This is a genomic window from Arthrobacter rhamnosi (assembly GCF_054510975.1).
Genome location: NZ_JBTNDN010000002.1, coordinates 446,861 through 468,171, shown reverse-complemented (window position 1 = coordinate 468,171; position 21,311 = coordinate 446,861). Strand labels below are relative to the sequence as shown.

The window sequence follows — 21,311 nt, the reverse complement described above, 5'->3', positions numbered from 1 at the left end:
GCGTCCTAGACTTCCTCGAAGGGCACCAGGCCGGCGATGTCCTCGGCTTCCGAGGCCAGCTCGGCCACGGGGCGGCCTGCCAGTTCGGCTCCCGCATCCATCCAGGCCCAGGGCTGCAGCACGAAGGCGCGCGACGCCGCGCGGGGGTGCGGGATCGTCAGGGACTCGTCGTCGGACGTCCAGGTCCCGTAGGTGATGATGTCCACGTCGAGCGTGCGGGGCCCCCAGCGCACCGTGCGCTTGCGGTGGTGCTTGTCCTCCACGGCCTGGCAGTGGGCGAGGAGCTCGTACGGGCCGAGGTCCGTCTCCACCTCCACCACCATGTTCAGGTAGTCGGGCTGCTCCGGGCCTCCCACGGGCTTCGTCCGCACCACGGGCGAGACCGCATGGAGGCGCACGTGCTCCGATTCCACGAGGTCGGCGACGGCCAGCATCAGGGTGTCGCTGCTGGCACCGAGGTTGCTGCCCAGCGCGAGCACGGACCGCACGGTGCTCACGCCCGGCTCCGGCGCAGGGTCACGGCGACGTCGCCGAACGGCACCGCGATGGGGGCCTTCGGCTTGTGGACGGTGACGTCGACGGCGGCGACCGGGAAGGAGCCCAGGACCGCGGCGGCGATGGTCTCGGCGAGGGCTTCGATGAGGTCGAAGGGTGCGCCCCCGATGATGCCGTGGACCAGTTCGGCGACCTCGCCGTAGTGCGCGGTGCGGGCGAGGTCGTCGCTGGTCCCCGCGGGCTGCAGATCCAGGTGGAGCACGAGGTCCACGACGAAGGGCTGCCCGTCGCGGCGCTCGTGGTCGAAGACGCCGTGGTAGCCCTTGGCGGTGATACCCGCCAGCTCCACCGTGTCGAGCAGGCCCGAGGGGGAACCGGTGCGGCCCGGCGCGGGGTGTCCGCTCACCGTCGCGGGCCTATGGCAGCGGCGACCTTGACGGCGTCGAGCGTCGCGGCAGGGTCATGGACCCGCACGCCCCAGGCGCCTGCCGCCGCGGCCAGGCCGGCGACGGCGAGCGAGGCGTAGTCGCGCTCGGCCGGCGCGGCGGCCTTTCCGGCCGAGGTCAGGAGCGTGCCGAGGAACCGCTTGCGGGACGCGCCGACGAGCACGCGGTGGCCGAGCGCGGTGAAGGCGTCGAGGTCCCGGAGGATCGCCCAGTTGTGCTCGTCCCTCTTCGCGAAGCCGAGTCCCGGATCGAGGATGATCTGGTCGGCGGCGACCCCCGCGGCGACGAAGCGGTCCCGCAGGTCGACGAGTTCCGCCGCCACCTCGGAGACGACGTCGTCGTAGTGCGCCAGGCCGTCCATGGTCGCCGCGGTCCCCCGGCGGTGCGTCAGGATGTACGGGACGCGGCGCTCGGCGACGAGGGCCGGCATGGCGGGATCGTACTCCGCCCCCGAGATGTCGTTGATGATGGCCGCCCCGGCGTCGAGGGCCTGCCGGGCGGTCTCGGCGTGCATGGTGTCGATGCTGACGAGGGCCCCTGCCTTCACGAGTGCCCCCACGACGGGAAGCACCCGGGTCAGCTCCTCCTCGACCGGCACCTGCCGGGCGTTGGGGCGCGTGGACTCACCGCCGACGTCGATGATGTCCGCGCCGCCGTAGTGCATCCGCAGGCCGTGGCCGATCGCGTCGTCGGTGGTGGCGTACCTGCCGCCGTCACTGAAGGAGTCGGGGGTGACGTTCAGGATCCCCAGCACGACGGCGCGGTCCGCGGGCAGGTCCCCGACGGCCTTGGCCACGCGGACGGGCCGGATCACCGGCAGCGGCGAGGTCGACGGCCCTGTTCCGGGCGCTGCGGCGAGAGAATCCATAGGGGTGTCCTACCTTCCGAGTATGAGGCTCATGGCCTCGGCACGCGTCGCCGTCTCGCGGATCTGGCCGCGGACGGCGGACGTGACGGTCTTCGCGCCGGGCTTCCTGATCCCGCGCATCGACATGCACATGTGTTCGCATTCGATGACGACGATCGCGCCCTTGGGTTTCAGGTGTTCCATCATCGCATCGACGATCTGCGTCGTCAGCCGTTCCTGGACCTGGGGGCGCCGCGCATAGACCTCGACGAGGCGCGCGAGCTTGCTCAGGCCGGTGACCCGGCCGTCCTCGGACGGGATGTAGCCGACATGGGCGGTTCCGTGGAACGGCACGAGGTGGTGCTCGCACGTGGAGTAGAACGGGATGTCCTTCACCAGCACGAGTTCCTGGTGGTTCAGGTCGAAGGAGGTCGAGAGGACGTCCCCCGCGTCCTGGTGCAGGCCGGCGAACATCTCCGCGTACGCCTTCGCCACGCGCCTCGGGGTGTCGAGCAGGCCGTCACGGTCGGGGTCCTCCCCGATCGCCGCGAGGATCTCCCGGACCGCCCGCTGGATGCGGTCCTGGTCCACGGGCGATCCGACAGCCACCAGGGCGGCTTCCACCACCTCGTCGTCGAAATCAGTCACGGGTCATCTCCCTCTGCTCGGGCACTGCTCACCGACGGCCCTGTCGCTGCCGGTGTGTCGCTGCGGGACTAGCTGTCCCGGCCGTCCCTGGGGCCGTCGCCCGATTCCGGCGACGGCAGCTCCGAGCCCTGGACGTCGAAGTCGCTGGGGATGTTCGCGTCGGCGATCTGGTCCTGCGGGGCGACGGACTCGGGGGCGGGCCGGCCGCTCTCGAGGGCCTCGGCGCGTTCCTTCGGGGAGGTGACCGGCGGGAGCGAGTGCACGGGGCGGGTCTGCTTCGACAGCCACACCTCGCGCAGGTCGCGCTTGCGGACGGTCGTGAAGACCTCCGCGATCTCGGCCTGGTTCAGCGTCTCGCGCTCGAGCAGTTCGAGGGCGAGACGGTCCAGCACGTCCCGGTTCTCGGTGAGGATCTGGTAGGCCTCGTCGTGGGCGTTGTCGATCAGGCGGCGGACCTCCTCGTCGACCACGAGGGCGATCCGGTCGGAGTAGTCGCGGTCGCTGCCCATGTCGCGGCCGAGGAACGGCTCGCCGGCACCCTGTCCGAGCTTCACGGCGCCGATGCGCTCGCTCATGCCGTACTGGGTGACCATCTTGCGCGCGGTCCCGGTGGCCTTCTCGATGTCGTTGGAGGCGCCGGTGGAGGGATCGTGGAACACGATCTCCTCGGCGACCCGGCCGCCCATGGCGTAGGCGAGCTGGTCGAGCAGTTCGTTCCTCGTCACCGAGTACTTGTCGTCGCTCGGCATGACCATGGTGTACCCGAGGGCGCGGCCGCGCGGCAGGATGGTCACCTTCGTCACCGGGTCCGTGTTGCGCAGCGCTGCCGCCACCAGGGCGTGGCCGCCCTCGTGGTACGCGGTGATCTTCCGCTCCAGCTCCTTCATCACCCGGCTGCGCTTCTGCGGTCCGGCGATGACGCGGTCGATCGCCTCGTCGAGTGCGCGGTCGTCGATGAGCTGCGCGTTCGAACGCGCCGTGAGGAGCGCGGCCTCGTTGAGCACGTTCGCGAGGTCGGCGCCGGTGAAGCCGGGGGTCTTCTTCGCGACGGCCTTGAGATCGACACCGGAGGTCATGGGCTTGCCCTTGGCGTGCACGCTGAGGATGTGCTCGCGGCCCTTCATGTCGGGGGCCTCCACACCGATCTGGCGGTCGAACCGCCCGGGTCGCAGGAGCGCCGGGTCGAGGACGTCCGGACGGTTGGTCGCGGCGATGAGGATCACGTTCGTGGTGGCGTCGAAGCCGTCCATCTCGACCAGGAGCTGGTTGAGGGTCTGCTCGCGCTCGTCGTTGCCGCCACCGATGCCGGCGCCGCGGTGGCGGCCGACGGCGTCGATCTCGTCCACGAAGATGATGGCGGGCGAGTTGTTCTTGGCCTGCTCGAACAGGTCCCGGACACGGGAGGCGCCGACACCGACGAACATCTCGACGAAGTCGGAGCCGGAGATGGAGTAGAAGGGGACCCCGGCCTCGCCGGCGACTGCCCGGGCGAGGAGGGTCTTGCCGGTGCCCGGAGGGCCGTACAGGAGGACGCCCTTGGGGATCTTGGCGCCGAGGGCCTGGAACTTGGCGGGTTCCTGCAGGAACTCCTTGATCTCGAGGAGCTCCTCGACCGCCTCGTCGGCGCCGGCGACGTCGTTGAACGTCACCTGGGGCATGTCCTTGGAGATGAGCTTGGCCTTGGACTTGCCGAACTGCATCACCTTGGAGCCGCCGCCCTGCATGCGGCTGAGCAGGAACCAGAAGATGACGCCGAGGATCAGGATGGGGAAGATCAGGCCGGCGAGGCTGAGCAGCCAGTTGCTCTCGGCGGGCTGGTCGGTGAAGCCGTCCGTGTCCGAGGTGTTGATGGCGTCGACCACGCTCTCGGCGCGGGCGGTGCTGTAGTAGAACTGGACACTCTTGCCCATGTCCTCGTAGTCCTCGCGCAGCGTGAGATCCACGCGCTGCTCGCCGTCGTAGATCTTGGCCTGCGAGACCTGGTCATCCCGGAGGAGCTGGAGCCCGACGTTGGTGTCGACGCGTGAGCTGCCCGTGCCGAAAAGACTCGGGAGGACCAGCAGGAGCGCCACGACTGCCAGGACGATCCAGAGGACGGGCCCCTTGAAGAGATTCTTGAATTTCATACGTCTCAGGGCGGCAAGCCCTGTCCCTCCTGCTGATGCAAGTAACAATGTGCGGGCGCACTGCTGTGCCGGTGCCCTTTAAGCACCTCAACATATACACCGTCTGCGATTCACCACGCGCGGATTGCGCCGATAGTTCCCTCTTGGCGTAGTACGGGCATGCAGCGGGGGAACGTCCTATTCGTAGACGTGGGGCGCCAGCGTGCCGATGAAATCGAGGTTGCGGTACTTCTCCGCGAAGTCGAGTCCGTACCCGACGACGAATTCATTGGGGATGTCGTAGCCCACGTATTTGACGTCGATATCGACCTTCGCGGCGTCGGGCTTGCGCAGGAGCGTGCAGATCTCGACGGACGCGGGGCCGCGGGACAGGAGGTTCGCCTTGAGCCAGGACAGGGTCAGGCCGGAGTCGATGATGTCCTCGGCGATCAGGACGTGCTTGCCCATGAGGTCCGTCTCGAGGTCCTTGAGGATGCGCACGACGCCGGACGACTGGGTCCCCGAGCCGTACGACGAGACCGCCATCCAGTCCATCGTGATGTGGGAGTGAAGAGCGCGGGCGAGGTCTGCCATCACCATGACCGCACCCTTGAGGACACCCACGAGGAGGATGTCCCGGCCCTGGTAGTCGGCATCGATCTGCTCCGCCAGTTCGTTGATCCGCTGCTGGATCTCCTCCCTGGTGTAGAGGACGTGCTTGAGATCTGACTGGACGTCGTTGGAATCCACCGATTACTCCTGGGTCGGACGACGCGACTGCTTCACGCCGGGGCCACTGTTGCTAAGGACAAGATTGCCATAGCTTGGTTCCCCCCGGAGAACCGCGCGCCCCCGCACCTGCCGGTGGACGCTCACCTTGCCGCCCAGTTGCACGGGTCCGGCCGAGCCCTTCCTGTCCAGCAGCGACTCGGCGGCCCGGAGCCGCTCGAAGCTCGGCTGGAAGGCTCCGAGCTCGAGGGCGGCGAGGGCGAGGACCCGCTGCCTCAGCGCCGCGGGCAGCACCTTCAGGCCCTCCTCCGGCAGCAGCAGGGTCCCGTCGTCCCCCTCGACCCTCAGGGCGGCGTACGCCTCGGAGCTCAGGTGTTCGAGGTGGTCGGCATCCTGCCCGAGGATGCGGGCGGTTCGCGCGAGCGCGGAGGCGATGCCGGGGCCGAGCTGCTCCTCGAGGAACGGCAGGACCTCGCCGCGCACCCGCGACCGGGCGAAGGCCGGGTCGCGGTTGGTGGGGTCGTGCCACGGGTCGAGCCCGTAGAAGTCGCAGATGGCCTCGGTGTCGGCGCGGCGCAGCTCGAGGAACGGACGCACGTAGAGTCCGCGGCGTGGCGGCATGCCGGCGAGCGACCGCGTGCCGGACCCGCGGGCCAGGCCGAGGAGCACCTGTTCCGCCTGGTCGTCGAGCGTGTGCCCGAGCAGGACCGCCGATGCCCCGAGCCGCTCCGCGGCGTCGTCCAGCGCGGCATAGCGGGCGCTCCGCGCCGCGGCCTCCGGGCCCATGCCCTCCCGGTCCACGGCGACGCGGTGCACCTCCACCGGGTCGAGGCCCAGCTCCCGTGCCGTTCGGGCGGCCTCCGCTGCGGTGGCGGCACTGCCGGGCTGAAGGGCGTGGTCGACGACGACGGCGCCGACTCGGCACTGCCCGGTCCGCGCGAGATGCACCGCCACGGCCGCGAGTGCGAGCGAGTCCGGGCCCCCGCTGCAGGCGACGAGGACGAGGGGCAGGCCGGTCGGATCCGAGGCATGGTCCCCGGCGGGCGGGCCGGCCGCCTCGCGCGCGGCGGGGGCCGTCGTGTCGCCGGTCCCGTGGCGCTGCTGTACCGGATCGGCCAGGAGCCCCTCGAGGCTCGCTGCGAGCAGGTTGCGCGCGGTGCCGACCGCGGGAAGCAGGCGCGGGCGCCTAGCCACGGCGCAGGCTCATCCTGTCGATCCATTCGTCGGGGGCGTGGATCTCGCGCTCGGTGGGCAGGTGCTCCGCGGAGTCCCAGACCGCGTTGAAGCCGTCCATGCCGGTCTGGCTGACGACGCGGCGGACGAACTTGGCTCCGTCGCTGTACTGGCGCATCTTGGCGTCCAGCCCCAGGAGCTGCCGGATGACCTTCTCGAGCGGGCCCCGGGACTTGCCGCGGGCGTTGAAGCGGCGGCGGATGGTCTTGACCGACGGGACGATGCTCCCGTCGACGCCGTCCATCACCACGTTCGCGTGTCCCTCGAGGAGGCTCATGACGGCGGTGAGGTGCGACAGGCGCGCTTTGTCGTCCGGGTCCTGCAGGATCGACAGCACCCCGATGTCCTGCTGGGGCGGGCCGTCCGGCGTCGTGCCCTCGCCACGGGCACGCGCCCTGCCGGCCGCGATGTTCTTCACGGCCGCGCCGAGTCGCTCCGAGAGGGAATCCGCCTTCTCCATGAGGCCCGAGGTGAGCTGCCCGATGGAGCTGGTCATGTGGTCCTTCAGCCAGGGCGCGGCGGCGAACTGCACGCGGTGCGTCTGTTCGTGGAGGCACACCCAGAGGCGGAAGTCGGACGGATCCACGTTCAGTTCCCGCTCCACCGAGATGATGTTGGGCGCCACCAGCATGAGCCGCCCGCCCTGCCCGTTGCGGGAGGGCACGAACGGATCGTACTGGCCGAGCACCTTGCTCGAGAGGAAGGCGAGGATGGCTCCGAGCTGTGCCCCGGTGACGGTTCCTCCGAGGGCCAGGGACGCGGACTTCAGGACGTCGGGGCGCGATGCCGCGAGCTGGTCCAGGGCCGGTTCCATCAGGGTCCGGAAGCTCTGCGAGTTGGCCCTGGACCACGAGGCGCGGTCCACGATGAGCAGCTCGGAGTCCCGGAGGTCCCGTGCGGCGTCGAGCCTCGAGATGGTGTGGACGTGGCCTACCGATGCGTCCGCGAGCTCGCGCATGTTCTGGACGGCGCGTGCGATCTCCGCCGGCTTCATGGTGGGCCCCGCGGGCGTGAGGGAGGCCGCGGTCGAGGCCGCGAGGTCCCAGTTGACCAGCTGTGGGCGGGGTGCTGCGGGCTCGTTCATGGGCCTATTCGATCACATCCTCCTCCCGGCAGGGCCCAGGGATCGGGCGGAGGCCGTGCTTCATCTGCTGGTGAGCGGGCTAGCGGCAGCCGCATCCCGCCAGGAGGGCGGCCGCCCGGTCCGCAGCGTCCCGCGCTTCTGCCGTGGTGCCCTCCAGTCCTGCGGCGAGGAAGGAGAACACGAGCAGGCGCCCGTCGGCGGTGACGACGTGGCCGGTGAGGCCGGTGACGGCGTTGAGCGTCCCGGTCTTCGCACGCACGGTTCCCGCGCCACCGGCCGCGGGCCCGTCGTCGGCGGTGAACCGCGTCGCCAGGGTCCCGGTGAGGCCCGCGATGGGCAGGGAGCGGGCGACGGCGGCGAGCCCGGGCTCGTCCGACGTCGTGGTCCCGCGGACGAGCTCCGCGAGCTGGGCCGGCGAGACGGCGTTGCGGACGGACAGTCCGGCGGCGTCGCCGATGCTGAGCCCCTCCTCGGGAACTCCCAGCCGGGCAGCGGCGGCGGCGAGGGTGTCGGTGGCGCCACCGAAGGACGCGGGCCTCCCGCTCTCGGCGGCGGCGACGCGCGCCAGGGCCTCGGCCAGGTAGTTGTCGGAGACCTCCAGCATGTGGCGCATCTGGTCGGCGAGCGGCGCCGAGTCGACGGCCGCCAGGGATTCCGCCCCCTCGGGGGCCGGCCTGCGCTGCACGTCGGGACGGACGGTGATGCCGCGTTCGGCGGCGGCCGGAACGAGGGCGGCGGCGAAGGTCCGGGCGGCGTCGAGGGCTGCATCCTGCGAGCGCGGGCCCTCGGAACGCCCCTCCTCGAGCCACGCCGAATTGACGGCGAGCGCGTACAGCGGCGCGACCTCACCGGACTCCACGTCCCCCTCCGCCCAGGTGGGGCTGAGGGTGCCGCCCTCGAAGAAGGTGTCGTCGAGGTAGACGGTGTAGGGCCCGGACCCGCCCGGCAGGGCGGCGGCAGTCCCGGCGGCGAGCGTCCCGAGGCCGGCGCGCCCGACCACGGCGCCTGGATCGGACAGCCCGGAACCGAGGAGGACGTCACCGCCCCCGCGCAGGTAGAGCGCTCCGGGGGCGTCCTCTGAGGTGAGGACGGATGTCGCCAGCGTCTGCCCGGGCCGCGCGTAGGTCATGGCCGCGACGGCGGTGAACAGCTTGATGTTCGATGCGGGAGGCTGCAGGCGGTCGGCATCCCTGGCATAGAGGACCCGCCCGTTCGCGGAGTCGACGACGGTGCCCGCGAAGCTGCCCGCGCCGGGGATCTGCAGCGCCTCGTCGAGCTGCGGGCCCAGCACCGCCGGGTCCGGCGCGGGCGCCGAGACGGAGAGGGGTGTGACGACGTCGGGCACGGCGACGGCCGTCGGCGGGACCTGCAGCCGAGGGGGAACGGGAGGCGGGACGGACGGCTGCGGATCGACCACGGCCAGGACGGCCGGCGTGAGGTGCGTGGCCAGGGGAACCGCGGCCGCCACCGTCACCAGGACCAGGAGGAGGCCCCCCAGCAGGCGGAGCGGGCGCATGGTGTCCTTTCGCAAGGCGTTGCGGAGCAGCACTGAAACCACGAGGAAATGCTCTGGTACCGGGGGCCGACCGATATGTTAGGGCTGACGATTAAACAGTAGACCGGCAGCGCGCCTCCCGCGGGAGCCGCTGCCGGTCTACTGCCCCACCCATCCCCAGGAGTTGCCATGAAGCTCGACGTCACCATCGAGATCCCGAAGGGCTCACGCGTCAAGTACGAGATCGACCACGACACCCACCGGCTGCGCCTCGACCGCGTCCTGTTCACGGCCATGCAGTACCCCACGCACTACGGCTACTTCGAGAACACGCTCGGCGAGGACGGCGACCCGCTGGACGCGCTGGTCCTGCTGCAGGACTTCGACCTCATCCCGGGCGTCCTCGTCGAGTCGCGCCCCATCGGCGTGTTCAACATGACCGACGACGGAGGCGGAGACGCCAAGGTCCTGTGCGTGCCCGTCGATCCCCGCTTCGACCACATCCAGGAACTGTCGGACGTCTCGGACTTCCTGCTCGACGAGATCAAGCACTTCTTCACGAAGTACAAGGACCTCGAGCCGGGCAAATGGGTGGAAGCCGCCGACTGGGCGGGCCGCGAGGAGGCCGAGGCCGAGGTCGAGGCGTCGCTCAAGCGCTTCCAGGAGATCGGCGAGGGCAGCGCGCAGGACGAGCCGCAGGGCCGCAGTGTCGACGTCGAGGCGAGGAACGCCACGGAGACCCCCGAGGGCCGCTAGGAACACCGGTAGCACCAGCGCCATCAGGAGTTCCCGGACGCCCGCAGGGCGGGTGCCGGGAGCTCCTGCAGGTGCGGGGGAAGGATCCGGCGGGGTGCCTGCGGGCGGAGCGGGCTCCAGCGCTCCGGCACAGAGCGCCACGGGGTCGGCACGAACCGGCGCGGGAATCAACGCAAAGAGGTTGATTCGTCCGTCCGGCGTCCATACTGATGCCATGCACTACGTCCTGACCATCAACCAGCGCGATTCGCGCGAGGTCGGCGACCTCGTGGACGACCTGCTGAAAGTGCTCCGGCACCTCCCGGCCGCGGTCCCGTTCCAGCGCTCGGTCGGCGACGAGGTGCAGGGCGTCGTCGATTCGGCGTCCGTCGCCGTGGAGGCGGCGCTGAGGGCCATCCGCTCCCGGCGCTGGCACGTGGGCATCGGGGTCGGCGGCCTCACCCCGCCCGTCCCCGAGCGCCTCGTGGACGCGGAGGGCTACGGGCTCGTCTACGCGCGGCGCGCCGTCGACCGGGCCCGGAAGACCGGCGAGCGGATACCCCTGGCGGTGGAAGGCCCCGACGGTGAGATCGCGGCCGAGGCCGAAGCGGTCCTCCGGCTGCTCGGGCAGATCGTCTACACGCGCACCGACGCCGAGTGGGCCGTCCTGGACCTGCTGACCCCCGGCGCCCGCGGCCAGCAGAAGTACATCGCGCAGGAACTGGGTATCACTCCGCAGGCCGTCAGCCGCGCGGTCGTTCGGTCCCACTGGATGGAGGAGTGGGCCACCCGCCCCGCTGCGGCGCGCCTGCTCGACCTCACGTACGGCCCGGCGTCGCTCCCCGAGGCGAGCCTCGCGTACTGAGCCGGATCCCGGCGCGGTCAGACGAGGGAGCGCAGTACCTTCGCGGCGCCGTCGTCGTACACGCTTCCCGTGACCTCCGATGCGGCGGACCGGACCTCGTCCGGGGCCTGCCCCATGGCGACACCGCGGCCGGCCCACTGCAGCATCTCGACGTCGTTCCGCCCGTCGCCCACGGCGACGGTGAGGCTCGGAGCCGTCCCGAGACGCTGCCGGAGGGCTTCGAGGGCGCTGGCCTTCGTGACGCCGGACGCGGCGATGTCCAGCCATGCGGTCCAGCCCACGGAATAGGTCACGCCGTGCAGTCCGATCGACGCGACGGCCTCACCGAACTCCTCGGCCGAGCTGTCGGTGCTGAAGACGACGACGCGCACGGCGCGGCTCTCGACCATCTCCTCGAAGTCCACGCTCTGGGCCTCGGAACCGAAACTCGCGTCCTGGAAGCTCTCCGTGGACAGGAACCTGCCGCGATCGTCCTCCAGGGCGTACTTCGCGGCGGGCAGCCGTTCGCGGAGCGCGGTGAGTGCTGGCTTCGGATCGAAGGTGACGCGCTCGAGGACCTCGAAGCCCTCGGGCAGCGCATCGTCGATCCGAAGGGTGACTCCCCCGTTGGAGCACACGGCGTAGCCGCCCCTGATGCCGAGGAGCCGGATCACGGGCAGCGTGGCCCCGAGGGACCTGCCCGTGGCGATGATGACGTCGTGCCCGGCTTCGATGACGGCCTGTGCGGCGTCGCGCACCTCCTCCGTCATCGACCCCTCGTGATCCACGAGGGTGCCGTCGACGTCGAGGGCGATGAGGTGACGCTTTCTGTTCTCCTGCTGGTCATCGATGCCAGCATTGATCAAAGTGCTCATGGTTCAGTGAACCAGACCTCACCGAGTTCCCGGTAGGGGCGGCGCCTACAGTACCGGAAGGATTTCCAGTCCGTTAAGATACGGCCGCAGCGCAGCGGGCACGGTCACGGAGCCGTCCGGGTTCTGGTGGTGCTCGAGGATGGCGACGATCCAGCGCGTGGTCGCCAGCGTGCCGTTCAGCGTGGCGACGGCCCGCGTGCCCTTCTGGCCCTCCCCCTCCTGGCGCTCCCGGATGTTCAGGCGCCGGGCCTGGAAGGTGGTGCAGTTCGACGTCGAGGTCAGTTCGCGGTAGTCGCCCTGCGTCGGGACCCACGCCTCGCAGTCGAACTTGCGCGCGGCGGACATCCCGAGGTCGCCGGCGGCGGTGTCGATGACGCGGTAGGGCAGCTCGACCTTCGCCAGCATCTCCTCCTCCCACGCGAGCAGTCGCTCGTGCTCCGCGGCGGCATCCTCGACGGTGGTGTAGGTGAACATCTCCACCTTGTTGAACTGGTGGACGCGGATGATCCCGCGGGTGTCCTTGCCGTGCGACCCCGCCTCACGGCGGTAGCAGGAGGACCAGCCCGCGTACCGCACGGGCCCTGCGGCGAGGTCGATGATCTCGTCCGAGTGGTATCCGGCGAGCGCTACCTCGGAGGTTCCGACGAGGTACAGGTCGTCCTCCGCGAGCCGGTAGATCTCGGCGTCGTGCGCGATGTCGAAGCCGGTGCCCTGCATGGTCTCGGGGCGCACGAGGGTAGGGGTGATCATCGGCGTGAAGCCGGCCCTGATCGCCTGGTCGAGGGCCATCTGCAGCAGGGCGATCTCGAGGCGGGCGCCGACTCCCTTGAGGAAGTAGAAGCGGGATCCGGAGACCTTCGCGCCGCGCTCCATGTCGATCGCGCCGATCAGTTCGCCGATCTCGAGGTGGTCGCGGGGCTCGAAGCCCTCGGCGGCGAAGTCCCGGGGCGTGCCGACCTTCCGGAGGACCACGTAGTCGTCCTCGCCGCCCTCGGGCACGCCCTCCTGCACGAGGTTCGGCAGCTTGCGCAGGAGGGTCTCCTGCTCGGCCTTGGCGTCCTCGGAGGCGGCCGCGGCGGCCTTGACGGCGGCGGCCAGTTCCTTGACCTCGGCCAAGAGGGCCTGCTTCTCCTCGCCCTTGGCCTGCGCCACCTTCTTGCCGAAGGCGTTCTGCTCGGCGCGGAGCGTCTCGTACGCGGTGACGGACTCCCGGCGCTTCGTGTCCGCCGCGAGGACGGCGTCGATGAGCGATTCGTCCGCCCTGCGTGCGCGCTGCGATGCTCGGAACTGCTCGGGGTTTCGGCGGAGGTCGTTGACGTCAATCACACGGCCAAGCCTACCGAAACCCCGGGGCACGGCAGCCCCGGCCCGCAGGCGGGCTATTGTGGGTGACCATGCGCCGCAAACTGCTCGCCGGAACCGCTGCGGCGTCCGCGGCCGCCGCGTCCCTCCAGTCGTACTGGTCGGTCCGGCGCCTGCAGCAGACCCGTACGCCCACCGCCTCCGTCCATGAACCGGTTCCCGTCGCCGAGGGTCCCCAGCGCGTCGCGCTCGTCCTCAATCCGACCAAGCTGCAGGCCGATCTCACGCGTGTCCTCGTCGAGCAGGCGTGCGCGGACGCCGGCTGGGAGCCGCCGCTCGTCCTCGAGACGACCATCGAGGACCCCGGGAGCGGTCAGGCCTCCCAGGCGCTGCACGCCGGGGCCGACGTCGTCATCGCCGCGGGCGGCGACGGGACCGTGCGGGCCGTGGCGGAGGCCCTCGCGCACCAGCCCGCCGCCCTCGGACTGCTGCCGCTCGGCACCGGGAACCTGCTGGTGCGGAACCTCGGACTGCCGTACAACGACATCGCCGGCTGCCTCCGGCTGGCCCTGCACGGCTCCGAGCGGCGGATCGACATGGCCCGCATCACACTGCGCAACGACCGCACCTCGGTGATCTCCGAATACCCGTTCCTGGTCATGGGTGGCATCGGTTTCGACGCGAACGTGATGGCCGACGCGAAGCAGGACCTCAAGGACAAGCTCGGCTGGCTCGCCTACAGCGAGGCCGGCGTGCGGCACCTGCCCGGCAGGCGGCGGCGCATCTCGATCAGCCTCGACGGCCAGCCCCCGCAGAGCAGGAAGGTCCGCAGCCTCCTGGTGGCCAACTGCGGGAAGCTGCCGGCGGGTGTCGACTTCGTGCCCGACGCGATGATCGACGACGGCTCCCTCGACGTGGTGGTGCTCAGTCCCCGCAGCCTCCTGGGCTGGACGTGGATGGCCGCGAAGATCCTCCTGCGCCACCGGGGGACGATACCCGTCATCAGCTACTACCGGGCTCGGGAGGTCACGGTCTGGTCCGCGGACCCGATCGACACCCAGCTCGACGGCGACCCCTCGGGAGCGGTCACCTCACTGACCGCCCGGGTGGACCCGGGCGCACTGATGGTCCGGGTGCCGGCGTCGGCTCCCGGACCATCAGGGCCTCCGCTGCCGATCCCCGACTGGCACAGGAGCTGGCAGCAGGGCCTGGATCGGATGCGGCGGGGTTCCCGGCGCTGACCCCGGCGCTCCGCCCGCGCCGACCCGGCACCTTCCCGCCCGGGGTCCTACCGGTCGCGGTCGGTGTACTCGCCCTGGCCCTCGGGCTCGTCGATGAGCGGCTTGTCCTTGTCGGTGTATTCGCCCTCTTCCTCGGGGGCCTGCGAGGAGGTGTAGCCCCCGGATGCCCCGGCCGGCTCGGTGCTGGTGTACTGGCCCTCTTCCTCGGCGGCGTCCACGTCCACCGACGTGTCGCGGTCGGCGCGGCCGGCCTGCTCGTTGATGAGGGCCTGCTCCTCGGCGAAACGGACGTCGTTACCCTGGTCGCCGATGTCGCCCCGCCAGTTCGGATCGGACGTCGAGCCGTCACCCTCGTTGGGGTTCACGATGTGTCCTCCATGAGCGTTCTCGGTCATGATGCTTCCTTTCGTCGGAGGATGCGCTCCTCGTTGGGCGCCCGCTGCCAGCGTACTGACGAACGGGAAAGTTGAACATGCGGGTCGTCAGTCGCGGAGGAGTTCCTGCACGGCCTTCTCGGAGGCGGAATACGTGGTGATCGGGATGACCTCCCCGCTCATGAAGCGGTCCACGAGCCGGGGGTCCACGTAGGAGCTCCGGGCGACGGAGGGGGTGTTGCCCAGGTGGTCGGCGACAGCCTTCATGGTGGCGCTGACGGCCTTCTGGCGCGCCGTGCGGCTCGTCGCCTTCAGGTCCTCCTTCGCCAGGGCCATCGCCGCGACGACGGTCGCCTGCCAGGTCCGGAAGTCCTTCGCGGTGAAGGGCCCGCCGGTGACCTGCCGCAGGAACTCGTTGAGCTGCGAACCGTCCACGTGGTGCCACTTGCCGTCCTCCGACTGGTAGGCGAGCACGGTGTCGGCGTCCTCGCGCTCCATCATGGGTCGCAGGGCATGGGCGAGGTCCTCGTCCTCCAGGCGCGTGTCCCAGTGCTGACCGCTCTTGCCGGGGAAGTCGAAGATGACGAGGTCCCCCTCGATGGTGCAGTGCTCCACGAGGAGCGTGGTCACGCCGAAGGACCCGTTCTCCTCCGCGTACTGCGCCGACCCGATCCTCAGCGCACCCGAGTCGACGATCCGCAGTGCCGCCGCGAAGGCGCGTTCACGGTGGACGCCGTCGCTGCGCAGGTGCTGCGTGATGACGCGGCGGGCACTCGGCAGCTTCGCACCGAAGTCCAGGGCGCGGTCGAATTTCTCCCGGTCCTTCTGCTCACGCCAGGCGGGGTGGTACATGTACTGGCGCCGCCCGGCGTCATCCGTGCCCATCGCCTGGACGTGTCCGTTCGGATAGGGCGCGATCCACACGTCCTTCCACGCCGGCGGGATCACGAGGTCCCGGATGCGCTCGATCTGCTCACGGTCCTGCAGCAGTTCCCCGTTCGGCGCGCGATAGCTGAAACCCTTGCCGTGGCGACGACGGGTGATACCGGGCCTGCGCGTATTGCTGCGGCGCAATCGAGCCATCGTGGAACCAGCCTTCGTAGGGGACCTTCGATAGTAAGCCTACTGTGCTTTCGGCCCTCCCCGTATAGCCCCGCTACCGGCCCCGAAGGATGTCGCCGAGCCAGGCGTCGGCTGCGCCGAAGGCGTCGTCGGACGTGTGCCGCTCGACGGCGGGCGTACGGCGGTCGGCGCGCGCGTAGGACCCGAGGAACCTCAGCCCCGGGCTGATGCGGTGCAGGCCCTTGAGGGCATCGGCGACGCGGGCGTCCTCGACGTGGCCATCGGCGTCCACGCTGAAGAAGTAGTCGCCCAGGAACTGGCCGGTGGGCCGGGACTCGATGCGGCTGAGGTTCACGCCCCGGGCCGCGAACTGGTCGAGGATCTGCATCAGCGCGCCCGGGTGGTCCTCCGGCAGCGGGATCACGAGGGTGGTCTTGTCCGCTCCGGTGCGCGGCGGCAGGGCATCCGGCCGGCCCACGAGCACGAAGCGGGTCACGGCGTCGGTGACGTCCCCGATGTCGGTCGCGAGGACCGTCAGCCCGAGGCGCCCGGCCACGAGGGGCGAGCAGATCGCGGAGTCATAGCTGCCCTCGCCGTCGACCAGCCCGTAGGCCGCGGCCGCGGTCGACGACGTCGGGAAGTATTCCGCATCGCGTACGTTGGTGTCCACCCACGTGCGGCACTGCGCCCAGGCGTGGCCGTGCGTCCCGATCCTGCGGACGGCCTCGAGCGTGGTGCCGGGCCGGACGGCGAGCACGAAGGTGATCGGCACGAGCTCCTCGCGCAGGATCCGCAGCGGCGCCCCCACCGCGATGGCGTCCAGGGTCGCGCTCACCCCGCCCTCGACCGAGTTCTCGATCGGCACCATCGCGGCATCGACGGATCCGGACCGGACGGCATCGAGGGCGGCACCCACCGTCGACGCCGGGACGCGCCGTGCGGACTCGGCTCCCGGCACCTGCAGCAGCGCAGCCTCCGTGAAGGTCCCCTCCGGCCCCAGGTAGGCATAGGAGGAAGTGGTGGCACCGCTCACAGGACGGTGGGCTCGCTGCCCGTCTCGGAGACCATCGGCTTTCCGGCCTCGAGCCAGGCACCCATGCCGCCGCTCACGTTGATGGCCGTGTAGCCGTTGCCCTCGAGCCACTCCGCAGCCCGTTGGGACCTGCCGCCGCTGCGGCAGATCACGTGCAGGTCCTCGTCCGGGTCCAGCTCGCCGAGGCGGGCGGGAAGCTGGTCGAGGGGGATGTGCAGCGCGCCGTCGGCGTGGCCCGCCTCCCATTCGTAGTCCTCGCGGACGTCGAGGAGCCGCGCGTCGTCGGGCACGGCAGTCACCGGTACGTTCTGGAGTTCGCTCATGTGCCTACCTTTTCACGCGCCGGCCGGGCACCGCCATTGCTACGGGCCCATCCGGGACCGCGCTGCGGCATAGTGGTCCTTGTCGTCTTCCGAGGGGCCTCCGGCGCAGCGGGTCCCGTAACTGCCCGCCTCCGACTGGGAGTCCCCATGGCCGAACTGCACGAACTCTCCGCCCTCACCCTTCGGGACGCGCTGGCGCGCGGGGCGGTCGGCGCCCGCGAGGTCACCGAGTACTTCCTCCAGCGGGTCGACACCCTCAACCCGGACCTCGGCTCGTTCCTCACAGTCACCCACGACGACGCGCTCCGGGCCGCCGACCACGCCGACCGGCTGCGCGCCTCCGGGGTGGCCCTCGGCCCGCTCCACGGCGTGCCCCTCGCGCACAAGGACCTCACCGACGTCGCCGGCGTGAGGACGACGCTGGGCACGGCGGCCCTGGATCACGCCGTGGCCGAGAAGGACGCCCCGCTCGCCGCGGTGCTGCGGCGCGCGGGGGCCATCAGCCTCGGCAAGACGCAGGTCCCCGAGTTCGGTCTGAGCTGCTACAGCGAGAACCGCATCGCCCCGCCCGCCCGCAACCCCCTCGACCGGCGGCTCAGCCCGGCCGGCTCGTCGGGCGGCAGCGCCGCGGCCGTGGCCGCGCGGATGATCCCGTTCGCACCGGGGACCGACGGCGGCGGATCCATCCGCATCCCGGCGGCCGCGACGGGGCTGGTGGGCCTCAAACCGAACCGCGGCCGCGTCCCGTCGGGTTCCGGGCAGGCCGACCTCGGCCAGTTCGTCGTCGCCGGCCCGCTCGCCCACTCGGCCGTCGACGCCGGACTGCTCCTCGACGCCCTCGTCCGGGAGCCGAACTACCGCCCCACGAGTGCGGCGTCACGCTACCAGGGCTCCTTCACCGAGGCCGCCCTCCGCGCCGAGGGGCACTTCCGCATCGGCGTCAGCACGGCGTCGCCCTTCTCCGGCGCACTGGACATCAGCTTGGACGGCGCCGCGACCGACGCGTTCTCCGCCGGCATCCAGGTGCTGCAGCGGGCGGGCCACGACGTGGTCGAGGCGGACCTGACGTACGACCGCCGCTACCACGACGCGTTCCAGCTCGTCTGGACGGCGGGACTCGCCACCGCGCCGATCCCGGACGAGCGCGAGGACCGGCTGACCGACATCACACGGGTGCTGCGCCGGAGGGCGATGGGACGCACCGCGGCACAGCTCGCCGCGGCCGTCGACGTCCTGCGGCAGTTCGAGCAGGACACCATCGAGCAGTATTCCCGCTACGACATGGTCCTGACCCCGGCGGTGGCCATGACGCCGCGTCCCCTCGGCTGGTACACGGACGCCGACGGCGACACCGACTACCTCCGGCAGTGCCAGTACTCCCCCTACACGTCCATGGTGAACGTCTGCGGACTGCCGGCCGTGACCGTCCCCACGCTGCGCCTCCCGGATGGCCTGTCGATGAGCGTGCAGCTCATCGGCCGCCCCGGGGAGGAAGCGCAGCTCCTCGCGGTGACAGCCCAGATCGAGGCCCTCCGGCAGTAGCGGCAGGGCACACTGGCAGGAGGCAGGGCGACCCTGTTGCGTGCGGGTTCCCGATCGCACAGAATGCTACCCACCGGTAACTTCCCTACCGTGCTTGTGCTGCAGGACATCGAAGATCAAAGGAGATCGCGTGTCGAACCTCGCCAACAACCTCGTGGCCACCGCAACGAGGAGCCCCTCGGCCGTGGCCATCAAGCTCGACGACGTCGAGGTGACCTTCGGGGCGCTCGAGGTGCTCAGCCAGAAGGTGGCGACGCTCCTCGCGGAACTGGGCGTCCGGCACGGTGACCGCATCGCCCTCATCATGCCCAATATTCCGCAGATGGCATTCATCTACTACGGCGTCCTGCGGGCCGGCGCCGTCGTCGTGCCGCTGAACCCGCTCCTCAAGGGACGCGAGGTCGCCTACCACCTCACCGACTCGGGGGCGAGGGTCGTCTTCGCTTGGGAGGGCATCCTCGCCGAGGCGGAGGCGGGCGCCGATGCCTCGGGCGCCGAGACGGGGACCGACGTTCAGGTGGTGACCGTCGACAGCGGCGCCTTTATGCAGCGCGTCTCGGCCGCCGAGCCGACGCCGGGCGTCGTGGAACTCGACGCCGAGGACACCGCCGTCGTGCTGTACACCTCCGGCACCACCGGGCGGCCCAAGGGAGCCACGCTCTCCCACGCCAACCTGTCCCGCAACACCGAGATCTCCCGGGACCTGATGGGGACCGCGGAGGGCGAGGTGCTCTTCGGCGGGTTGCCGTTCTTCCACATCTTCGGGCAGACCTGCGCCCTCAACGCGGCCGTCCTGACCGGCGCCACCGTGACGCTGCTGCCACGCTTCGAGCCGGGCAAGGCGCTGGAGATCATCGCGCGGGACCGTGTCACCGTCTTCGAGGGCGTGCCCACCATGTACATCGCGATGCTGCGCCACCCGGACGTCACCTCCACCGACCTGTCCTCGGTCCGCGTGGCCGTCTCGGGCGGCTCCGCGCTGCCCGTCGAGGTCCTGCACGAGTTCGAGCGCGTCTTCGGCGCGGACCTCCTGGAGGGGTACGGCCTCTCCGAGACGTCGCCGATCGTCAGCTTCAACCGCGTGGGCCACCTCCGCAAGCCCGGCTCCATCGGCACGCCCGTGGACGGCGTCGAGGTGCGCATGCTGGACCCCGAGGGCCACGAGGTGCCGCAGGGCGAGGTCGGCGAACTCGCCGTCCGCGGCCACTGCGTCATGAAGGGCTACTGGGAGAACCCGGAGGCCACGGCAGCGGCCATCCCCGACGGCTGGTTCCGCACCGGGGACCTCGCGCGGGTGGACGAGGACGGCCTGCTGTACATCGTGGACCGCAAGAAGGACATCATCCTCCGCGGTGGCTACAACGTGTACCCGCGGGAAGTGGAGGAGGTGCTGTACGAGCACCCCGCCGTGGCGGAGGCGGCCGTGATCGGTGTACCGGACGAGCTGCACGGCGAGGAGATCGTCGCGGTCATCGGGCTCAAGGCCGAGCACGCCCCGGCCGACGACGCAGCCCGGGAGCAACTCGCGACCGAGATCGCCGACTTCGCGAAGGACCGCGTCGCCGCCTACAAGTACCCGCGCCGCGTGGTGCTGGTCGATGCCCTGCCGAAGGGGCCGACGGGCAAGATCCTGAAGCGCGAGATCAGGGTCTAGCCGTTCGGCCGCCTGTCCCCTGGCCGCGGCGTCCGCCGAAGACGCCGTAGACCTGCGCGGCGGCGTCCTCCATCAGCGCGGCCGCGCCCCCGATCAGCTCCTCGAGCGCCATGGGCCCGGTGGCGATGGAGAACGCCGCCGCCAGTCCGGCGTCCTGGACCTGGGCCGCGCTCAGCTGCACGCGCCCCGCGATGGCGACGACGGCACAGGTGGCGGGGGCGTTCTCGACCACGGCCTGCACCACCTTGCCGCCCAGGGACTGCGAGTCGAAGGACCCCTCCCCGGTCAGGACGAGGTCCGCGTCCGCCAGCGCAGCGGCCAGCCCGACGGCGTCGGCCACCAGGGCCGATCCGGGGACGATCTCCGCGCCGAGGAACGGCACGAGCACGGCAGGCAGGCCGCCTGCAGCGCCGGTCCCGGGCACCTCCAGGACGTCGACGCCGGTCTGCGCGGACACGACGCGGGCGAGGTGCGCCAGGCCCGCATCGAGGACCGCGACGTCGTCCGGTGTCGCCCCCTTCTGCGGACCGAAGACCGCCGCCGCACCTCGGGGGCCGCAGAGGGGATTGTCGACGTCGACCGCGATGCGCCAGCGCACCCCGCGCGCGCGGGGATGCAGATGGGCGGTGTCGATCGTCCTGAGGGCCGCGAGGCTTCCGCCGCCCGGGGGCAGAGGGTCCCCGCCGGCATCGAGGAAACGGGCGCCGAGCGCCGAGAGCAGGCCGGTTCCGCCGTCCGTCGTCGCGGATCCGCCGATGCAGAGGAGGATCTCCTCCGCGCCGTCGTCGAGCAGCTGCGTCGCGATCTCGCCCACGCCGTAGCTGGTGGCCGTGAGTGCATCGAGGGGAAGGTCGGCGACGAGGGGCAGGCCGTTGGCCTCCGCCGCCTCGAGGACGCCCCGCACCGGAGGCCCGCCCGCGCCGTCCTGGGGCGCGGAGATGCCGTAGCGCGCGGTCCGGGCACGGCCCGCCGCGTCGTGGCACCGGGTGGTCCGGGGTTCAGCGCTCCAGGCCGCGAGGAGCGCGTCGAGCGTGCCCTCACCACCGTCGGCGAGTGGGGCCAGCACGACGCGCGGCGCGGGATGGCCGAGCCGGGCCGCGGCACCCGTGACGCCGGCAGCCATGGCGAGGGCAGCCTCCGCTGCGGGAAGGCTGCCCTTGAGGGAGTCGGGGGCGATGACGATCCTGAGGGGGCGCGGGGCCGCGGTCGTGGTCACCCGTCCACCCTAGCGGGCAGTCCTGCCC

Annotated in this window: 21 protein-coding genes; 5 read left to right on the top strand and 16 right to left on the bottom strand. The window is 71.1% G+C overall.

Going from position 1 to position 21,311, the window contains the following annotated elements:
* Positions 1-5 precede the first annotated feature (5 nt).
* The 9 genes from folK to dacB form a co-directional block, all read right to left on the bottom strand.
* Complete coding sequence (gene folK / locus ACX80J_RS06535; protein WP_459344340.1) at positions 6-434, bottom strand: 2-amino-4-hydroxy-6-hydroxymethyldihydropteridine diphosphokinase; 429 nt, start codon at positions 432-434, stop codon at positions 6-8.
* A 59-nt stretch (positions 435-493) separates the two neighbouring features.
* Positions 494-901, bottom strand: coding sequence for a dihydroneopterin aldolase (gene folB / locus ACX80J_RS06530; RefSeq protein WP_459344238.1), 408 nt, complete (start codon positions 899-901; stop codon positions 494-496).
* Positions 898-1,809 carry a dihydropteroate synthase gene (gene folP / locus ACX80J_RS06525; protein WP_459344237.1) on the bottom strand — a complete coding sequence of 304 codons (912 nt, stop codon included), beginning with the start codon at positions 1,807-1,809 and terminating at the stop codon, positions 898-900. The genes folB and folP overlap by 4 nt, the downstream gene beginning before the upstream one ends.
* Positions 1,810-1,818: 9 nt before the next feature.
* Positions 1,819-2,436 carry a GTP cyclohydrolase I FolE gene (folE, locus tag ACX80J_RS06520; protein WP_459344236.1) on the bottom strand — a complete coding sequence of 206 codons (618 nt, stop codon included), beginning with the start codon at positions 2,434-2,436 and terminating at the stop codon, positions 1,819-1,821.
* A 68-nt stretch (positions 2,437-2,504) separates the two neighbouring features.
* Positions 2,505-4,562, bottom strand: coding sequence for an ATP-dependent zinc metalloprotease FtsH (gene ftsH / locus ACX80J_RS06515; RefSeq protein ID WP_459344235.1), 2,058 nt, complete (start codon positions 4,560-4,562; stop codon positions 2,505-2,507).
* A gap of 177 nt (positions 4,563-4,739) precedes the next feature.
* The gene (hpt, locus tag ACX80J_RS06510) at positions 4,740-5,291 is read right to left on the bottom strand and encodes a hypoxanthine phosphoribosyltransferase (protein WP_087072299.1); all 552 of its coding nucleotides are present in this window, start codon (positions 5,289-5,291) and stop codon (positions 4,740-4,742) included.
* A 3-nt stretch (positions 5,292-5,294) separates the two neighbouring features.
* The gene (gene tilS, locus ACX80J_RS06505) at positions 5,295-6,464 is read right to left on the bottom strand and encodes a tRNA lysidine(34) synthetase TilS (RefSeq protein ID WP_459347215.1); all 1,170 of its coding nucleotides are present in this window, start codon (positions 6,462-6,464) and stop codon (positions 5,295-5,297) included.
* On the bottom strand, positions 6,457-7,587 hold the full coding sequence (locus ACX80J_RS06500; protein ID WP_459347214.1) for a zinc-dependent metalloprotease: 1,131 nt from the start codon (positions 7,585-7,587) through the stop codon (positions 6,457-6,459). Before ACX80J_RS06500 ends, tilS begins: the two co-directional genes overlap by 8 nt.
* A 79-nt stretch (positions 7,588-7,666) precedes the next feature.
* Positions 7,667-9,103, bottom strand: a complete 1,437-nt coding sequence (gene dacB, locus ACX80J_RS06495; protein ID WP_459347213.1) for a D-alanyl-D-alanine carboxypeptidase/D-alanyl-D-alanine endopeptidase — start codon at positions 9,101-9,103, stop codon at positions 7,667-7,669.
* 168 nt (positions 9,104-9,271) lie between these two features.
* On the opposite strand from dacB, the gene ACX80J_RS06490 reads away from it, so the two are divergent.
* Complete coding sequence (locus ACX80J_RS06490; protein WP_459347212.1) at positions 9,272-9,838, top strand: inorganic diphosphatase; 567 nt, start codon at positions 9,272-9,274, stop codon at positions 9,836-9,838.
* A gap of 214 nt (positions 9,839-10,052) precedes the next feature.
* Complete coding sequence (locus ACX80J_RS06485; protein ID WP_459344230.1) at positions 10,053-10,682, top strand: hypothetical protein; 630 nt, start codon at positions 10,053-10,055, stop codon at positions 10,680-10,682.
* Positions 10,683-10,699: 17 nt separating this feature from the next.
* Here ACX80J_RS06485 and ACX80J_RS06480 read toward each other — a convergent pair whose 3' ends face one another.
* Both ACX80J_RS06480 and serS read right to left on the bottom strand, forming a co-directional pair.
* Positions 10,700-11,536 (bottom strand): HAD family hydrolase, encoded by an 837-nt coding sequence (locus tag ACX80J_RS06480; RefSeq protein WP_459344229.1) that lies wholly within the window; start codon positions 11,534-11,536, stop codon positions 10,700-10,702.
* 45 nt (positions 11,537-11,581) lie between these two features.
* Positions 11,582-12,862 (bottom strand): serine--tRNA ligase, encoded by a 1,281-nt coding sequence (gene serS / locus ACX80J_RS06475; RefSeq protein WP_459344228.1) that lies wholly within the window; start codon positions 12,860-12,862, stop codon positions 11,582-11,584.
* A 68-nt stretch (positions 12,863-12,930) separates the two neighbouring features.
* Between serS and ACX80J_RS06470 the strand changes: the two genes are divergently transcribed.
* On the top strand, positions 12,931-14,079 hold the full coding sequence (locus tag ACX80J_RS06470; protein WP_459347211.1) for a diacylglycerol/lipid kinase family protein: 1,149 nt from the start codon (positions 12,931-12,933) through the stop codon (positions 14,077-14,079).
* 47 nt (positions 14,080-14,126) lie between these two features.
* On the opposite strand, the gene ACX80J_RS06465 is transcribed toward ACX80J_RS06470, so the two are convergent.
* The 4 genes from ACX80J_RS06465 to ACX80J_RS06450 all read right to left on the bottom strand — a co-directional run bounded on the left by ACX80J_RS06465 (position 14,127) and on the right by ACX80J_RS06450 (position 16,871).
* Complete coding sequence (locus tag ACX80J_RS06465; protein WP_459344226.1) at positions 14,127-14,474, bottom strand: hypothetical protein; 348 nt, start codon at positions 14,472-14,474, stop codon at positions 14,127-14,129.
* 87 nt (positions 14,475-14,561) lie between these two features.
* On the bottom strand, positions 14,562-15,536 hold the full coding sequence (locus ACX80J_RS06460) for a DNA topoisomerase IB (RefSeq protein ID WP_459347210.1): 975 nt from the start codon (positions 15,534-15,536) through the stop codon (positions 14,562-14,564).
* Positions 15,537-15,609: 73 nt separating this feature from the next.
* Positions 15,610-16,548: a prephenate dehydratase gene (pheA, locus tag ACX80J_RS06455; RefSeq protein WP_459347209.1), complete on the bottom strand. Its 939-nt coding sequence runs from the start codon at positions 16,546-16,548 to the stop codon at positions 15,610-15,612.
* Positions 16,545-16,871, bottom strand: coding sequence for a rhodanese-like domain-containing protein (locus tag ACX80J_RS06450; RefSeq protein WP_301224394.1), 327 nt, complete (start codon positions 16,869-16,871; stop codon positions 16,545-16,547). Before ACX80J_RS06450 ends, pheA begins: the two co-directional genes overlap by 4 nt.
* A gap of 147 nt (positions 16,872-17,018) precedes the next feature.
* On the opposite strand from ACX80J_RS06450, the gene ACX80J_RS06445 reads away from it, so the two are divergent.
* Complete coding sequence (locus ACX80J_RS06445) at positions 17,019-18,413, top strand: amidase (RefSeq protein ID WP_459347208.1); 1,395 nt, start codon at positions 17,019-17,021, stop codon at positions 18,411-18,413.
* 130 nt (positions 18,414-18,543) lie between these two features.
* A complete protein-coding gene (locus tag ACX80J_RS06440) occupies positions 18,544-20,067 on the top strand; it encodes a long-chain-fatty-acid--CoA ligase (RefSeq protein WP_459344222.1) in 1,524 nt (507 codons plus the stop codon).
* Here the strand turns inward: ACX80J_RS06440 and ACX80J_RS06435 are convergent.
* Positions 20,057-21,283, bottom strand: a complete 1,227-nt coding sequence (locus ACX80J_RS06435; protein ID WP_459344221.1) for a glycerate kinase — start codon at positions 21,281-21,283, stop codon at positions 20,057-20,059. The two genes, ACX80J_RS06440 and ACX80J_RS06435, sit on opposite strands and share 11 nt — an antisense overlap.
* Between the last annotated feature and the right edge of the window lie 28 nt (positions 21,284-21,311).

Excerpts from the sequence above, each read along its gene's own strand:
- folK (WP_459344340.1), bottom strand. The coding sequence starts at position 434 with ATGCTGGCCGTCGCCGACCTCGTGGAATCGGAGCACGTGCGCCTCCAT.
- ACX80J_RS06460 (WP_459347210.1), bottom strand. The coding sequence starts at position 15,536 with ATGGCTCGATTGCGCCGCAGCAATACGCGCAGGCCCGGTATCACCCGT.
- ftsH (WP_459344235.1), bottom strand. The coding sequence starts at position 4,562 with ATGAAATTCAAGAATCTCTTCAAGGGGCCCGTCCTCTGGATCGTCCTG.
- ACX80J_RS06485 (WP_459344230.1), top strand. The coding sequence starts at position 10,053 with ATGCACTACGTCCTGACCATCAACCAGCGCGATTCGCGCGAGGTCGGC.
- ACX80J_RS06490 (WP_459347212.1), top strand. The coding sequence starts at position 9,272 with ATGAAGCTCGACGTCACCATCGAGATCCCGAAGGGCTCACGCGTCAAG.
- ACX80J_RS06450 (WP_301224394.1), bottom strand. The coding sequence starts at position 16,871 with ATGAGCGAACTCCAGAACGTACCGGTGACTGCCGTGCCCGACGACGCG.
- ACX80J_RS06445 (WP_459347208.1), top strand. The coding sequence starts at position 17,019 with ATGGCCGAACTGCACGAACTCTCCGCCCTCACCCTTCGGGACGCGCTG.
- ACX80J_RS06470 (WP_459347211.1), top strand. The coding sequence starts at position 12,931 with ATGCGCCGCAAACTGCTCGCCGGAACCGCTGCGGCGTCCGCGGCCGCC.
- folP (WP_459344237.1), bottom strand. The coding sequence starts at position 1,809 with ATGGATTCTCTCGCCGCAGCGCCCGGAACAGGGCCGTCGACCTCGCCG.
- ACX80J_RS06500 (WP_459347214.1), bottom strand. The coding sequence starts at position 7,587 with ATGAACGAGCCCGCAGCACCCCGCCCACAGCTGGTCAACTGGGACCTC.
- dacB (WP_459347213.1), bottom strand. The coding sequence starts at position 9,103 with ATGCGCCCGCTCCGCCTGCTGGGGGGCCTCCTCCTGGTCCTGGTGACG.
- ACX80J_RS06480 (WP_459344229.1), bottom strand. The coding sequence starts at position 11,536 with ATGAGCACTTTGATCAATGCTGGCATCGATGACCAGCAGGAGAACAGA.
- ACX80J_RS06465 (WP_459344226.1), bottom strand. The coding sequence starts at position 14,474 with ATGACCGAGAACGCTCATGGAGGACACATCGTGAACCCCAACGAGGGT.